Raw genomic sequence first — 13866 nt, forward strand, 5'->3', positions numbered from 1 at the left:
TCTCAGAGGAAATCGTCGCGGCGCGGGGTGAAGCAGTCGATCAGCTCGCCCTCTTCCAGACACAGGCAACCGTGTTCGATATGGCCGGGCACCACAAGGCTGTCGCCTTTCTCAAGGTCATAGGCTTCGCCATCGCGGTAGAAACGGAAACTGCCGCTGGCGACATAGGTGGATTGCACATGCGGATGGCTGTGCAGCTTGCCTTCCGCGCCGGTCTTGAAACGGAAAGACACCACCATCAGCTCGGGTGCTTCGGAAAGCACGGTGCGTTCCACGCCATCGTCGGGCGAAACGGTGGGGAATTTGGGAAGCTGCTGCATGGGTTTCTCCTCGGTCTTGTAATGCGCTTCAGGGCGGTTCAGGCGGGCAATTTCAGCGTGGTGCGCGCAACATGGCGCGGTAACGCGTCTGGCTGCTTTTCAGGTGCTGGCGCATGGCGCTTCGCGCCGCATCCTCGTCGCCATCCTGAATGGCGATCAGGATTGCCTCGTGCTCGCCGACCAGCCGTTCGAGATCGGCAGGCGAAAGCACCGTTTCCGTGCCGTTGTCAGTCACGGCACGGCGCGGAATGACGGTCGGGCCAAGCACCTGAAGGAACTCGCTGAAACGGGGATTGTTGGTCGCTTCGGCCACGGCCAGATGAAAGGCGAAATCGGCCTCGGCCGTCGGGATACCCCGGGCGGCGCTGGCGCGGAAGGCATCAAAGGCCTCGATGATCTTTTCTTCCTGCGCCGGCGAGCGGCGAATGGCGGCAAGGCCGGCGGCATCACCTTCCACGGCGGTGCGCAACTCCAGCATCTCGATCAGCGAGGACACACGCGCGAGATCGACATTGTGAAATGGCCGCCGCTCCACGGGCGCGGGCTCCAGCACGAAGACGCCGGCGCCCTGACGCGGCTCGACCAGACCATCGGAGCGCAATGAGGCGATCGCCTCGCGCACCACGGTGCGGCTCACGCCGAATTCTTGCGTCAGCTGCGCTTCGGAGGGCAGGCGGTCGCCGGTCTTGTAACGGCCCTTGGCGATCTGGCTGCGCAGTTCCTCCGAAACCTTCACCACAAGCGTTCTGCCCTGGGGCGCTGCCGGTTCCGAGCTCGTCGCTTTTGTCATTTTCATCGCCGTTCTAAAAATTCGGTTGCATGCGTGTTCCTCGATACGTCATTCGCGGCCCCGCTTGCAATCCCGCCGCTTGGGCGGGCGTTTCGTCTGGCAGCTCACGTCGCCTTGAAGATCGGGTTGTCGACGAAGACTCCGCCCTGAAAACGGACAAGTGCATCGTCGGGGTCTGGCGTCGGGCTGGTCTGCGCGATCTGTTCGCGGAAGGCTTCGGCATTGTCCCTGGGTTTCCAGCCGAGGTAACCGAGATGGGAATTGTCCCACCAGCCGGCATCATTGGCCGAAGCGCCCCAGACGACCGGGCAGCCGAGCACCGGCGCACGAAACACCGCCATAATCAGCGACACGAAATCATCCTGCGAGAACCAGGTAGATAACATGCGGTAATTGGTGGGTTCCGGCGTGCAGGAGCCGATGCGCACCAGCGCCGTCTCCTGTCCGAATTTCTCGAAATACATGCGGGCGAGGTTTTCGCCGAAACATTTGGAGACGCCGTAAAGCCCGTCCGGGCGGACGGGAACATCGGGGCCGAGACGCTCGGTCTGGGGATAATAACCGATCGTATGGTTGGAACTCGCAAAAACGATGCGTGGCTGCCCATGGGCGCGGGCGGCCTCGTAGAGATTATAAAGCCCGATGATATTGCCCTGCAAAATCTGCTCGAAGGGCCGCTCCACCGATATGCCGCCGAGATGCACGATGCCATCGCAACCGGCAACCATGGCGTCCACGGCGGCCGCATCGGCAAGGTCGCATTGCACACATTCCTCGTTCGGCCCGGCCGGATCGAGCGGGGAGAGGTCGGCAAGGCGCACTATCTCGGCCATCGGTGCAAGGCGTGCGCGCATGACACGGCCAAGTTGGCCCGCCGCACCGGTAACAAGAAGCCGTTTCATCGCCATTCTCCCAAGTCATTTCTGCATCTGCGCTGTGGTCAGAAGTGTCGCCACCTCTTGACCTTGTCATACAGATCGTACAAAAAGCGGATAACATATATTATGTGCCATACGCAACAATCATGAAGGATGAGTTTGATGTTGACCGTCGAAACCAGGCAGGCCGTGAACCCGGACTATGCAAAAACGCTGGATACCGAGGGGCTTCGCCGGCATTTCCTTGCGAACGACATGTTCCGGTCGGGTGAAATCAGGCTGATCTATACCCACTATGACCGCTTCGTCATGGGCGGCGCGGTGCCGAATGGCGCGCCGCTGACGCTGGACAAGGTGGAAGAAACCAGGACCCCGTCCTTCCTCGACCGGCGTGAAATGGGCATCGTCAATATCGGCGAAACCGGCACCGTCAGCGCCGGCGGCGAAACCTATACGCTCAATCGCGGCGACGTGCTTTATCTCGGTGCCGGCAGCGGCGCGGTGACCTTTGATGGCGCGGGGCGATTCTACATCACTTCCTGCCCGGCCCATCGCAGCCTGCCGGCAAAGCTCGTCAGCCTTGCTGACAGCAAGGAGGTCAAGCTTGGCGCGGCCGAGACCTCCAACAAGCGCACCATCAACCAGTTCATCCATCCGCTCGTCATGGAAAGCTGCCAGCTGGTGCTGGGTTATACAACGCTTGAGGATGGCTCCGTCTGGAACACCATTCCCTCGCATATCCACGACCGCCGCATGGAGGCCTATCTCTATTTCGGCATGGATGAGAAGTCGCGCGTGCTGCACCTGATGGGTGAGCCGCAGGAAACCCGGCATCTGTTCATTTCCAACGAAGAAGGCGCCATTTCGCCGCCCTGGTCGATCCATTCCGGCGCGGGTATCGGCTCTTATACCTTCATCTGGGCCATGGCCGGCGACAATGTCGACTATACCGATATGGACTTCATCCAGCCGGGGGATCTGAAATGAAAAATCCCTTCTCTCTCGAGGGCCGCAAGGCGCTCGTAACCGGCGCGAATACGGGTCTCGGCCAAGCCATTGCGGTGGGTCTTGCTGCCGCCGGTGCGGAGGTGGTCTGCGCCGCGCGCCGCGCGCCGGATGAGACGCTTGATATCATCGCGAAGGAGGGCGGCAAGGCCAGCGCACTGTCGATCGATTTTTCCGATCCACTGGCGGCGAAGGACAGTTTTACCGAGGCCGGTTTCGACATTCTCGTCAACAATGCCGGCATCATCCGTCGCGCCGATTCCGTCGAGTTTTCCGAACTCGACTGGGATGAGGTGATGGACGTCAATCTCAAGGCGCTGTTTTTCACCACACAGGCCTTTGCGAAGGAGCTGCTGGCGAAAGGCAGGTCCGGCAAGGTGGTCAATATCGCTTCGCTCCTGTCCTTCCAGGGCGGCATTCGCGTGCCATCCTATACGGCCGCGAAACATGGTGTCGCCGGCCTCACCAAACTCCTCGCGAATGAGTGGGCGGCAAAGGGCATCAATGTGAACGCCATTGCCCCCGGTTATATCGAAACCAACAATACCGAGGCCCTGCGCGCCGATGCAGCCCGCAACAAGGCCATTCTGGAGCGCATTCCGGCCGGCCGCTGGGGGCACTCGGAAGATATCGCCGGGGCGGCGGTTTTCCTGTCATCTGCGGCTGCGGATTATGTGCATGGCGCCATTCTCAACGTCGATGGCGGCTGGCTGGCGCGCTGATTTGCGCCAGTTCTGAAAATTCATCATATAACTTGTATGATGACTTGTTGACAAATATGAGGCGAGCGGTTTAGGTGGCTTTCAGTCAATGAACCTGCAGAGGAATTTCGGTCATGAACCCTGAACAAATCAAGACGGCGCTTGGCTCCGGCCTGTTGTCCTTCCCGGTCACCCATTTCGATTCCGAGGGCCGTTTCGCCGCCGATAGCTACAGGGCGCATGTGGAGTGGCTCGCCGGTTACAAGGCGCCGGTGCTGTTTGCCGCCGGCGGCACGGGTGAGTTCTTCTCGCTGAAGCCGGATGAAATCCCGACCATCGTTTCGGCCGCCAAGGAAGTGGCCGGCGAAACGGCCATCGTTTCCGGTTGTGGTTACGGCACCGAGATCGCCGTCGATATTGCCCGCTCCGTGGAAAAAGTCGGTGCCGATGGCATCCTGCTCCTGCCGCATTATCTCATCGATGCGCCGCAGGAAGGGCTTTACGCCCACATCAAGAAGGTATGCCAGTCGGTCGGCATCGGCGTCATGGTCTATAACCGCGACAATTCCGTGCTGCAGGCCGATACGCTGGCGCGTCTCTGTGACGAATGCCCGAACCTCGTCGGCTTCAAGGACGGCACGGGCGATATCGGCCTCGTGCGTCAGATCACCGCCAAGATGGGCGACCGCCTGATGTATCTCGGCGGCATGCCGACGGCGGAACTGTTTGCCGAAGCCTATCTCGGTGCCGGTTTCACCACCTATTCCTCGGCCGTCTTCAACTTCGTGCCGGGTCTCGCCAATGAATTCTACGCGGCCCTGCGTGCCGGCGAGCGCGCCACCTGCGAACGCATCCTGACGGAGTTCTTCTATCCGTTCATGGCGATCCGCAACCGCGCCAAGGGTTACGCCGTCTCCGCCGTCAAGGCCGGTGTTCGTCTGCAGGGCTTTAATGCCGGTCCGGTGCGCGCGCCGCTGAAGGATCTGACCAATGAGGAAATCGGCATGCTCGATGCCCTGATCGGCACACATAAGCGCAAAGCCTGATTAGGGGGCTGATCGGGACAAACGGGAGGGGAGCCATGAAAATCACGGCGGTGCGCACGCATCTGCTCGAACACCGGCTGGACACGCCATTTGAAAGCGCATCCATGCGCTTTGATCGGCGGGCCCATGTTCTGGTGGAGATCGAATGCGACGACGGTACCGTCGGCTGGGGTGAATGCCTCGGCCCGGCAAGACCCAACGCGGCCGTGGTTCAGGCTTACTCGGGCTGGCTGATCGGCCAGGACCCGCGCCAGACCGAAAAGATCTGGGCCGTGCTTTATAATGCCCTGCGCGATCAGGGCCAGCGCGGCCTCAGCCTCACCGCCTTGTCCGGCATCGATATCGCGCTCTGGGATATCAAGGGCAAGCATTACGGCGCTTCCGTCTCCATGCTGCTTGGCGGGCGCTGGCGCGAAAGCGTGCGGGCCTATGCCACCGGCAGCTTCAAGCGCGATGGCGTTGACCGCGTCTCCGACAATGCCTCCGAGATGGCCGAGCGCCGGGCGGAGGGTTTTCACGCCTGCAAGATCAAGATCGGTTTCGGCATCGAGGAAGACCTCCGGGTCATCGCTGCGGTGCGTGACGCGATCGGGCCGGATATGCGGCTGATGATAGACGCCAATCATGGTTATACCGTCACCGAAGCCATCACGCTCGGCAATCGCGCGGCCGAATTCGGCATCGACTGGTTCGAGGAGCCGGTGGTTCCGGAACAGCTTGATGCCTATGCCCGGGTGCGGGCCGGCCAGCCGATCCCGGTTGCGGGCGGCGAGACCTGGCATGGGCGTTATGGCATGTGGCAGGCGCTTTCCGCCGGTGCCGTGGATATTCTCCAGCCTGATCTCTGCGGCTGCGGCGGTTTTTCCGAAACCCAGAAGATCGCCACGCTCGCCACGCTGCACGGCGTGCGCATCGTGCCGCATGTCTGGGGCACCGGCGTGCAGATCGCCGCCGCGCTGCAATTCATGGCGGCGATGGTGCCCGACCCGGTTCGCGTCAATCCCATCGAGCCGATCATGGAATTTGACCGCACCCATAATCCGTTCCGTCAGGCCGTGTTGCGCCAGCCTCTCGAGGCGGTGAACGGCGTTGTCGCCATCCCCGATGGTCCCGGTCTCGGCATCGAGATCAACCGTGACGCATTGACCGAATTCAGGATGCCAGACCCGTGAGCGAACTCGTCAGAAAACTGAGCGGCACGGCGCCGAACCCCGCTTTCCCAAAAGGGGCGGTCGATACGCAGATGCATATGTATCTGCCCGGTTATCCCGCCTTGCCGGGTGGTCCCGGCCTGCCGCCGGGCACCCTGCCGGGACCGGAGGATTATCGCCGCCTGATGTTATGGCTCGGCATAGACCGGGTCATCATCACGCAGGGTAACGCCCATCAGCGCGATAATGGCAACACGCTTGCCTGCGTTGCCGAGATGGGCGAGGCGGCCCGCGCCGTGGTCATCATCGATGCGACAACGACCGAAAAGGACATGGAAAAGCTCACCGCTGCCGGTGCGGTTGGCGCGCGCATCATGGATCTGCCGGGCGGTGCGGTGAACCTTTCCGAGCTGGAAGTGGTGGACGAGCGGGCACATGCGGCCGACTGGATGGTGGCGGTGCAGTTCGACGGCAATGGTCTTCTTGATCATCTGCCGCGGCTTCAGAAAATCCGCGCCCGCTGGGTGTTCGATCATCATGGCAAGTTCTTCAAGGGCATCAGGACGGATGGGCCGGAAATGGCAGCACTTCTGAAGCTCATCGATCGCGGCAATCTCTGGTTCAAATTCGCCGGCGTTTATGAAAGCGCCCGTGAAAGCTGGCCCTATGCGGACGTCGCCGCCTTTTCGCGGGTGATCGCCGCCCATGCGCCGGAGCGCATCGTCTGGGGCACTAACTGGCCGCATAATTCGGTGCGCGAAACGGTCGCCTATCCCGATGATGCCCGTCTTGCGGAACTGACGCTCGGCTGGTTGCCGGACGAGGCGGCGCGCCATCGGGCGCTGGTCGAAAACCCGGAAGCTCTGTTCAAGCTGTCGCCGGTCAAGGTGGCCTAGTTTTATCCGGGATGGTTGGGGAAGGGAGGCCCCGTCATCCTTTTCAACTGAAAGGACTTTGCATGCCGGCCCGGATGGGCGTCAAAAAAATCGGCCCGATAGCCTTGGAGGGGCTGGGCCGTTTCAACAATGGAGGAGGAAAGCATGAAAAAGATTGCAAGCATGATGTGCGTCGCGATGGGGATCGCGCTGTCAGGTGTTTCCGCCAGCGCGCAGGAAATCACCCTGCGCTCCGCCGATATCCACCCGGATGGTTATCCGACCGTCGAGGCCGTGAAATATATGGGTGAGCTGCTGGCAGAGCGCAGCAAGGGCCGCATCAAGATCCAGGTGATGAACAATTCCGTTCTCGGCGGCGAGAAGGACACCATCGAGCAGACCCGCTTCGGCGTCATCGACATGAACCGCGTCAACGCCGCCCCCTTCAACAATCTGGTCAAGGAAACCACCGTTCTCGGCCTGCCTTTCCTGTTCCGCTCGACGGAGCACATGCACAATACGGTCGACGGCCCGATCGGTGATGAGGTTCTGGCGGCCTTCGAACCGCATGGCCTCGTCGGTCTTGCCTTTTACGATTCCGGCGCGCGTTCCTTCTACACCACCAAAAAGCCCATCGAAAAACTGGCGGACCTGAAGGGTCTTAAAATCCGCGTGCAGCAGTCGGACCTGTGGATTTCGATGATGCAGGCCTTTGGCGCCAACCCGACGCCGATGCCGATGGGCGAAGTTTATTCCTCGCTTGAGACCGGTGTGGTCGACGGTGCCGAAAACAACTGGCCGTCCTACGAATCCGCCCGCCACTATGAAGTCGCGAAGAACTACTCGCTGACGGAACATTCCCTCAACCCGGAAATCCTCGTCATTTCCAAGATCTCCTATGACAAGCTCTCGCCGGAAGACCAGAAGCTGCTGCGCCAGGCGGCCAAGGATTCGGTCGGCAAGATGCGCGAACTCTGGAGCGCCCGCGAAAAGGCGTCCGAAGAAAAGGTTCGCGCCGGTGGCGTCAACGTCATCAAGGTCAACAAGGAGGAATTCGCCGCGGCGATGGGTCCGGTCTACGACAAGTTCGTCACCGATCCGAAGATGAAAGACCTTCTGGAGCGTGTGAAAGCGGTCAAGTAACGCGCGAAAACCGGCCTTGGAAACAGGGCCGGTTTTCTTTTGTCGCCGTTGACGCGGGAGGAACAGACAATGCGAAATTTCATGCGGGCAATCCGCCCCTTTCTCGGCGCGCTCAGCCACGCGTCGCTTTATATTGCCGGTATCGGCATGATCGCCATGACGCTTATCGTCGGCTGGCAGGTCTTTGCGCGGTATATCCTCAATGATTCACCCAGCTGGTCGGAGCCGCTGTCGCTGCATCTCATGTCGTGGTTCATCATGCTGGGGGCAGCCGTCGGCGTGCGCGAAAGCGTGCATCTGGGGCTCGACATCCTGCGTTACATGATGCCGCCGCGCGTGCAGAAGGGCATGGACCTGACGAGCCTTGCGCTCATCTTCTTCTTCGGCGTCGGCATGGCCTGGTATGGCACCTCGCTTTCCATGGGCACCTGGACAGCGACGATACCCGTTCTCGGCTGGCCGGGCGGCACGGATTTCTTTCCGCTGATCGGCGGCGGTTTCCTCATCGCGCTGTTTTCCGCAGAACGTTTCATCGATCTTGCCATCGGTGAGGACATCGCGGCTGACGTCATCGCGCAGGAGGCCGCATAATGGCTTACACCATTCTTTTCGGGGTCTTTACCCTGCTGATGCTGATCGGCACGCCGATCGCCTTTTGCCTCGGCATCGCTTCCTTCGCCACGGTTCTTTATCTCGGCCTGCCACCCATCGTGGTGTTCCAGCAGATGAATTCCGGCATGAATGTCTTCGCGATGATGGCGATCCCGTTCTTCATCTTCGCGGGGGACCTGATGGTGCGCGGTGGCATTGCCCATCGCCTCATCCGGTTTGCCGCCGGTCTCGTCGGGCACCTGCGTGGTGGCCTCGGCCAGGTCAATATCGTCGCGTCCACGTTGTTCGGTGGCATTTCCGGCTCGGCCGTCGCCGATGCCTCGGCCGTCGGCGGGTTGATGATCCCGCAAATGGCCAAGCGCGGTTATGACAGGGACTATGCCGTCAATGTCACCGTCAATGCCGCCATCATCGCCCTGATGATCCCGCCCTCGCATAACATGATCCTCTATTCGATCGCGGCGGGTGGCAATGTCTCGGTGGCCGATCTCTTCACCGCGGGCATCATTCCGGGCCTGCTTCTGGCCGCAGCGCTGATGGTGACGGCCTATATCGTTGCCCGGCGCAAGGGTTATCCATCCGAGCCGTTTCCGGGTTTCTCCAAGCTGATGTATTATCTGCTGGCCTCATTCCCCGGCATCCTGCTGATCGGCATCATCTTTGGTGGCGTGCGGTCGGGCATCTTCACAGCGACGGAAAGCTCGTGCATCGCCGTGCTTTATGCATTCCTTGTCGCCATGCTGGTCTATCGCGAGCTCAACTGGGACGGTTTTGTGGAAGCGGTCATGGGGGCCGTCCGCACCACGGCCATGGTTCTGCTCGTCATCGGCACGGCGGCATCCTTCGGCTGGCTGATGGCCTTCCTGCAGGTGCAGACGCTGATGATTGCGGCAATCAGCGCGATTTCGGACAATCCGATCATCGTGCTGCTCGTCATCAACGTCATCCTGCTGCTGCTCGGCACCTTCATGGACATGGCGCCGATGGTCATCATCTCAACACCGGTGCTTCTGCCTGTCGTGAAGGCCTTCGGCATCGATCCCGTGCATTTCGGCGTGGTGATGATCCTGAACGCCGGGATCGGCCTCAACACGCCGCCGGTCGGAACGGTGCTCTTCGTCGGCTGCGCGGTGGGCGGCATATCTATCAGGGAAGCGATGCGGACGATCTGGCCGTTCTTCGGCGCCAGCATCGCCGTGCTGCTCGCCGTCACCTATATTCCTTCGCTTTCCCTGTGGTTGCCATCGCTTTTCCGGTGACTTCCACAACTTCCGCAAGAGGAGGCCCCGCTATGCCGGGGCCTTTTCCGTTTCGGTGGCAAGCAGCCTCTGCTGTTCGTGTTCATCAAAGGCCATCAGATTGCCATGCCGGCTGCGGCGTATCCGGTTCATATGGTCACGCGGACTAAGTCCCAGTGTCCGTTTGAACATGCGCGAGAAATAATACGGGTCGCCATACCCCACTTCGGCTGCCGCTGCCGAAACCGAAAGCCCAGCCTCAAGAAAATGCATGGCGCGTTCCATGCGCTTGAACTCCTGATATTTCCGCGGTGTCCGTCCCACGCGCTTCTGGAACTCCCGCAGGAAATAATCGCGATTATAGGGCGCCGCATCGGTCGCCCGGCCGGCAATATCGGGGTCGAGTGGATTGGCCGAAATCATGGTGATCGCCTTCATCACCGCAAGGTCCAGCGCCTCCGCCCCCTCGGGCTGGAAACTTGGGCGGTCCACCCATCCAAGAAAGGCGTCATCGATGAAAGCGATCAGAAGCACCATGAAGAGATGGTGCTGGCCGAGTGTCACGGAGGAGGGCGGGGCGCTCTGCCGGTAGTGGCGCACCAGCGGTTCCAAAAGCGGCCAGCGGCTTAGCCGCAGTTTGGGCTTCAGGTCCATCTGCGCGATAAGGTTGTGGCGGCCATAAATATCCAGCGTGAAATGCTGCGCCACGCCGCGATAGGTCACGGCCTGCTCGTTCCAGCCGACAAAACGCTGCCCTCTCAAAATCAGCATCGCGTCACCGGGGTCCAGTACCCGAGCCTCGCCATCGACGAGATAATGCCCGCGCCCTTCAAGGCAGATAACGAGATCATCCACCTGGTTGGATTTGTCGATCTGCCAGGTGCGCGAATGCTCCATCTTGATCGTTGCGCGTGTCAGGTTGAGGTTGAGCGCCGCAGGCGGAACGGAAGACAGAATGCCACCTTCGATTTCGTCCATCTTTTTCCTCGTCTTTGTTAATTCACCTTGGCGCGGAAATTTGGTTTTGTCACCGCATAAATCGCTTTTACGCGCCGCATCAATGAGGGAGGAGATCGGCCGCGGTGAGAAATTGCGCCATCACGCGCCCGCCGCCCGCCGTTCCGGGAGAATCACTTGTACGAAATTGTATTCTGTCATTCGCGTTCCGCCGGGGCGCGGGGAGGAGCATCATGAAATCTCAGCGCTTCCTCGGGCTGGGATATCTGACGCCTTACATCATCGGGCTTTTGGTCTTCACGGCTATCCCGTTCCTCGGCTCACTCTATCTCAGCTTCACCCGTTACGACCTGATGAGCGATCCAAGCTGGGCGGGGCTTGCGAATTACGAGCGGCTGTTCACCCGCGACCGCACCTTCATGAAATCGCTGAACGTCACCCTGTTCTACGTGTTTCTGACGGTGCCGCTGAAGCTTGCCTTTGCGCTGTTCATTGCGGCGATACTCAATTACAAGCTGCAATTCATCAACTTCTTCCGCACCGCATTTTACGTGCCGTCCATCCTCGGCGGCTCGATCGCGATAGCGGTTCTGTGGCGTTATATCTTCGCAAGCGAGGGGCTCGCCAATATGGCGCTGGCCGCCGTGGGCCTTTCGCCCGTAGACTGGTTCGGTGATCCCGGCAATGCGCTTTTCACTATAACGCTGCTGCGCTGCTGGCAGTTCGGTTCGGCCATGGTGATCTTTCTCGCCGCGCTGCAATCCATCGACAAGTCGCTTTACGAGGCCGCAGCCATCGATGGCGCAGGCAAGGTGAGGACCTTCTTCTTCATCACGCTGCCGCTTCTGACGCCTGTGATCTTTTTCAACCTCATCATGCAGATGGTGCAGGCGTTTCAGGAGTTCAACGGCCCTTACATCATCACCCAGGGTGGGCCGCTGAAGTCCACTTACCTCTTGCCTCTCTACATCTACGACGAGGCCTTCAAGAAGTTCAACATGGGCTATGCCTCCGCGATTGCCTGGGTGCTCTTCACCATCATCACCGTGCTGACCCTCGTGGCCTTCTGGTCGTCGAAGAAGTGGGTCTATTACGCCGGCGACAAGCGGAACTGATGCCATGACCGATATCGCAACCCTAAACGACATGCAGGCGGCCCGCCGGGCGCGGCTGAGGCTGCTCTCCACCTCCGTGCGTTACGTCCTTCTCTTCGCGGTCGGCCTCGTCATGCTTTATCCGCTGGTCTGGCTGGTGGGCGCTAGCTTCAAGACCAATTCGGAAATCTTCTCCGGCGCCGGCTTCATCCCCGACAACCCGACGCTGGACGGCTATATCCGCGGCTGGGAAACCTCGACGCCCTATACGTTCGGCCGGTTCTTCTGGAATTCGTTCCTGATCATCCTGCCGAAGGTCATCGGCACGGCGATTTCCTGCACCATGGCGGCCTATGCCTTTGCCCGCTTCGATTTTCCGCTGAAGAAAATCCTGTTCGGCTCGGTCATCGCCATCCTGCTTCTGCCGAATGTCGTTACCCGCATTCCGCAATATATCCTGTTTCGCGATCTCGGCTGGCTGGACAGTTTCCTGCCGCTCTGGGTGCCCTCGGCTTTCGCCGGCGATGCCTTCTTCGTCTTCATGCTGGTGCAGTTCCTGCGCTCGCTGCCATCGGACATGGAAGAGGCCGCCCGGGTGGATGGTGCCAACAGCCTGCAGACGCTGATTTACATCGTCGTGCCGATGCTGGCGCCGGCGCTGATCTCGGTCTGCCTGTTCCAGTTCATGTGGACGATGAACGACTTTCTCGGGCCGCTGATTTACCTGTCCTCGGTCGATAAATATCCGGTGAGCCTTGCGCTCAAACTCTCCATCGACACCACCGAAGCCTTTGAATGGAACCGCATCCTGGCGATGTCGGTGTTGACGATCGCGCCTGCGCTGATCGTGTTCTTCGCGGCGCAACGGTATTTCATTGAAGGGATCTCGTCTGGCGGGGTCAAGGGCTGAAAATGGCTAGCGTTCAACTTAAAAATCTCGAAAAAATCTATGGCGGCAGCTTCAAGGCCGTGCATGGCATCAATCTCGATGTCGAGGATGGTGAGTTCATGGTGTTCGTCGGCCCTTCCGGCTGCGCCAAATCCACGACGCTGCGCATGGTGGCGGGGCTGGAGGAAATCACCGGCGGTGAAATCCTGATCGGCGACCAGCGCGTCAACGACCTGCCGCCCGGCAAGCGCTCCATCGCCATGGTGTTTCAGAATTATGCGCTTTATCCGCATATGAAGGTGCGTGGCAATCTCGCCTTTGGCCTGAAGATCGCCGGTGTCGCCAAGCCCGAGATCGAAAAGGCCATAGACAATGTCGCGCGCATTCTCGAAATCGAGCCGCTGCTCGACCGGCTGCCGAAGCAGCTTTCCGGCGGGCAGGCGCAGCGTGTGGCGCTTGGCCGCGCGCTCATCAAGAAGCCCGGCGTGTTCCTGTTCGATGAGCCGCTGTCCAATCTCGACGCCAAGCTGCGGGCCTCCATGCGGGTGCGCATTACCGATCTGCATCGCCAGCTGAAGGCGGAGGGCCTGTCCTCGACGGTCATTTACGTCACTCATGACCAGACGGAGGCCATGACCATGGGCGACCGCATCTGCGTCATGCAGGCGGGGCGCATCATGCAGGTCGCGACGCCGAAGGAGCTTTATAACCATCCCGCCAATCTCTTTGTCGCCGGTTTCATCGGTACGCCGGAAATGAACCTGGTGGATGTGACAATCGACAGCGCCGAGTTCGTCATCGCCGGCCAGCGCCTGCCGATCGGCGCCCATCTGGAACAGCGGCTTTCGGCCAGACCCGCAGATGCCGTCATCGGCATCCGCCCGCAGCATCTTTCGCTCGCGGTGGCGACGGATGGCCCGGCGTTGCAGGCGAAACTCACCAATGCGGAGTTCATGGGCCACGAGGTCTATCTGCACGCCGATCTTGGCGGCCAGAAGGTCGTCAGCGTCGTCGGCGCAGCGGAATTCGAGGCGCTCGGGCGCGACGGCATCCTGCGGCTGAAACCGGATCCGGAGAAGCTGCATATTTTCGACAAGGCCGATGGTCGCAACGTCTCGCTGTGAGGAGGGGACGGGCGTGCCTGATTTTTTGAGGAGGAGAAGAAAA

Annotated in this window: 15 protein-coding genes; 11 read left to right on the top strand and 4 right to left on the bottom strand. The window is 60.4% G+C overall.

Translation table 11 applies throughout. The features are described 5' to 3' along the window. Window positions 1-2 precede the first annotated feature (2 nt). The 3 genes from O3S81_RS18300 to O3S81_RS18310 all read right to left on the bottom strand — a co-directional run bounded on the left by O3S81_RS18300 (window position 3) and on the right by O3S81_RS18310 (window position 2012). Window positions 3-320: a cupin domain-containing protein gene (locus O3S81_RS18300; RefSeq protein ID WP_269345454.1), complete on the bottom strand. Its 318-nt coding sequence runs from the start codon at window positions 318-320 to the stop codon at window positions 3-5. 52 nt (window positions 321-372) lie between these two features. Next, the gene (locus tag O3S81_RS18305; RefSeq protein ID WP_269345456.1) at window positions 373-1110 is read right to left on the bottom strand and encodes a FadR/GntR family transcriptional regulator; all 738 of its coding nucleotides are present in this window, start codon (window positions 1108-1110) and stop codon (window positions 373-375) included. A gap of 104 nt (window positions 1111-1214) precedes the next feature. Further along, entirely contained in the window at window positions 1215-2012 is a 798-nt protein-coding gene (locus O3S81_RS18310; RefSeq protein WP_269345458.1) for an NAD-dependent epimerase/dehydratase family protein, read from the bottom strand. A gap of 138 nt (window positions 2013-2150) precedes the next feature. Here O3S81_RS18310 and kduI point away from each other — a divergent pair, with 138 nt between their 5' ends. The 8 genes from kduI to O3S81_RS18350 all read left to right on the top strand — a co-directional run bounded on the left by kduI (window position 2151) and on the right by O3S81_RS18350 (window position 9780). Next, on the top strand, window positions 2151-2975 hold the full coding sequence (gene kduI, locus O3S81_RS18315) for a 5-dehydro-4-deoxy-D-glucuronate isomerase (protein ID WP_269345459.1): 825 nt from the start codon (window positions 2151-2153) through the stop codon (window positions 2973-2975). Further along, window positions 2972-3715, top strand: a complete 744-nt coding sequence (gene kduD / locus O3S81_RS18320; RefSeq protein WP_269345460.1) for a 2-dehydro-3-deoxy-D-gluconate 5-dehydrogenase KduD — start codon at window positions 2972-2974, stop codon at window positions 3713-3715. Before kduI ends, kduD begins: the two co-directional genes overlap by 4 nt. A 113-nt stretch (window positions 3716-3828) precedes the next feature. Continuing rightward, complete coding sequence (gene kdgD / locus O3S81_RS18325) at window positions 3829-4740, top strand: 5-dehydro-4-deoxyglucarate dehydratase (RefSeq protein ID WP_026372457.1); 912 nt, start codon at window positions 3829-3831, stop codon at window positions 4738-4740. A gap of 35 nt (window positions 4741-4775) precedes the next feature. Then, on the top strand, window positions 4776-5912 hold the full coding sequence (locus O3S81_RS18330; RefSeq protein ID WP_269345463.1) for a D-galactarolactone cycloisomerase: 1137 nt from the start codon (window positions 4776-4778) through the stop codon (window positions 5910-5912). After that, window positions 5909-6787: a D-galactarolactone isomerase gene (locus O3S81_RS18335; RefSeq protein WP_269345465.1), complete on the top strand. Its 879-nt coding sequence runs from the start codon at window positions 5909-5911 to the stop codon at window positions 6785-6787. Before O3S81_RS18330 ends, O3S81_RS18335 begins: the two co-directional genes overlap by 4 nt. A 144-nt stretch (window positions 6788-6931) precedes the next feature. Then, on the top strand, window positions 6932-7909 hold the full coding sequence (locus tag O3S81_RS18340; protein ID WP_269345468.1) for a TRAP transporter substrate-binding protein: 978 nt from the start codon (window positions 6932-6934) through the stop codon (window positions 7907-7909). A 69-nt stretch (window positions 7910-7978) separates the two neighbouring features. Beyond that, window positions 7979-8500 (top strand): TRAP transporter small permease, encoded by a 522-nt coding sequence (locus O3S81_RS18345; RefSeq protein WP_269345470.1) that lies wholly within the window; start codon window positions 7979-7981, stop codon window positions 8498-8500. Next, entirely contained in the window at window positions 8500-9780 is a 1281-nt protein-coding gene (locus O3S81_RS18350; protein ID WP_269345472.1) for a TRAP transporter large permease, read from the top strand. Before O3S81_RS18345 ends, O3S81_RS18350 begins: the two co-directional genes overlap by 1 nt. A 30-nt stretch (window positions 9781-9810) precedes the next feature. Here O3S81_RS18350 and O3S81_RS18355 read toward each other — a convergent pair whose 3' ends face one another. After that, window positions 9811-10737 (bottom strand): helix-turn-helix domain-containing protein, encoded by a 927-nt coding sequence (locus tag O3S81_RS18355; RefSeq protein ID WP_269345474.1) that lies wholly within the window; start codon window positions 10735-10737, stop codon window positions 9811-9813. A gap of 212 nt (window positions 10738-10949) precedes the next feature. Here O3S81_RS18355 and O3S81_RS18360 point away from each other — a divergent pair, with 212 nt between their 5' ends. From O3S81_RS18360 to O3S81_RS18370, 3 genes are read left to right on the top strand one after another with little or no spacing between them, the layout of a single operon-like run. Next, window positions 10950-11831 (top strand): carbohydrate ABC transporter permease, encoded by an 882-nt coding sequence (locus tag O3S81_RS18360; RefSeq protein ID WP_004444977.1) that lies wholly within the window; start codon window positions 10950-10952, stop codon window positions 11829-11831. Window positions 11832-11835: 4 nt separating this feature from the next. Further along, window positions 11836-12720: a carbohydrate ABC transporter permease gene (locus O3S81_RS18365; RefSeq protein ID WP_269345485.1), complete on the top strand. Its 885-nt coding sequence runs from the start codon at window positions 11836-11838 to the stop codon at window positions 12718-12720. Between the two features lie 2 nt (window positions 12721-12722). Continuing rightward, entirely contained in the window at window positions 12723-13823 is a 1101-nt protein-coding gene (locus O3S81_RS18370; protein WP_269345487.1) for an ABC transporter ATP-binding protein, read from the top strand. Window positions 13824-13866: the final 43 nt, after the last annotated feature.

Origin of the sequence: Agrobacterium sp. SOY23 (genome assembly GCF_027212525.1) — a bacterium.
In the GTDB taxonomy this organism is placed as follows: domain Bacteria; phylum Pseudomonadota; class Alphaproteobacteria; order Rhizobiales; family Rhizobiaceae; genus Agrobacterium; species Agrobacterium tumefaciens_I.

Coding starts and splice junctions, on each gene's coding strand:
- O3S81_RS18310 (WP_269345458.1), bottom strand. CDS start 2,012: ATGAAACGGCTTCTTGTTACCGGTGCGGCGGGCCAACTTGGCCGTGTC.
- O3S81_RS18365 (WP_269345485.1), top strand. CDS start 11,836: ATGACCGATATCGCAACCCTAAACGACATGCAGGCGGCCCGCCGGGCG.
- O3S81_RS18350 (WP_269345472.1), top strand. CDS start 8,500: ATGGCTTACACCATTCTTTTCGGGGTCTTTACCCTGCTGATGCTGATC.
- O3S81_RS18340 (WP_269345468.1), top strand. CDS start 6,932: ATGAAAAAGATTGCAAGCATGATGTGCGTCGCGATGGGGATCGCGCTG.
- kduD (WP_269345460.1), top strand. CDS start 2,972: ATGAAAAATCCCTTCTCTCTCGAGGGCCGCAAGGCGCTCGTAACCGGC.
- O3S81_RS18330 (WP_269345463.1), top strand. CDS start 4,776: ATGAAAATCACGGCGGTGCGCACGCATCTGCTCGAACACCGGCTGGAC.
- O3S81_RS18360 (WP_004444977.1), top strand. CDS start 10,950: ATGAAATCTCAGCGCTTCCTCGGGCTGGGATATCTGACGCCTTACATC.
- O3S81_RS18370 (WP_269345487.1), top strand. CDS start 12,723: ATGGCTAGCGTTCAACTTAAAAATCTCGAAAAAATCTATGGCGGCAGC.
- kdgD (WP_026372457.1), top strand. CDS start 3,829: ATGAACCCTGAACAAATCAAGACGGCGCTTGGCTCCGGCCTGTTGTCC.
- O3S81_RS18305 (WP_269345456.1), bottom strand. CDS start 1,110: ATGACAAAAGCGACGAGCTCGGAACCGGCAGCGCCCCAGGGCAGAACG.
- O3S81_RS18300 (WP_269345454.1), bottom strand. CDS start 320: ATGCAGCAGCTTCCCAAATTCCCCACCGTTTCGCCCGACGATGGCGTG.
- O3S81_RS18355 (WP_269345474.1), bottom strand. CDS start 10,737: ATGGACGAAATCGAAGGTGGCATTCTGTCTTCCGTTCCGCCTGCGGCG.
- kduI (WP_269345459.1), top strand. CDS start 2,151: ATGTTGACCGTCGAAACCAGGCAGGCCGTGAACCCGGACTATGCAAAA.
- O3S81_RS18345 (WP_269345470.1), top strand. CDS start 7,979: ATGCGAAATTTCATGCGGGCAATCCGCCCCTTTCTCGGCGCGCTCAGC.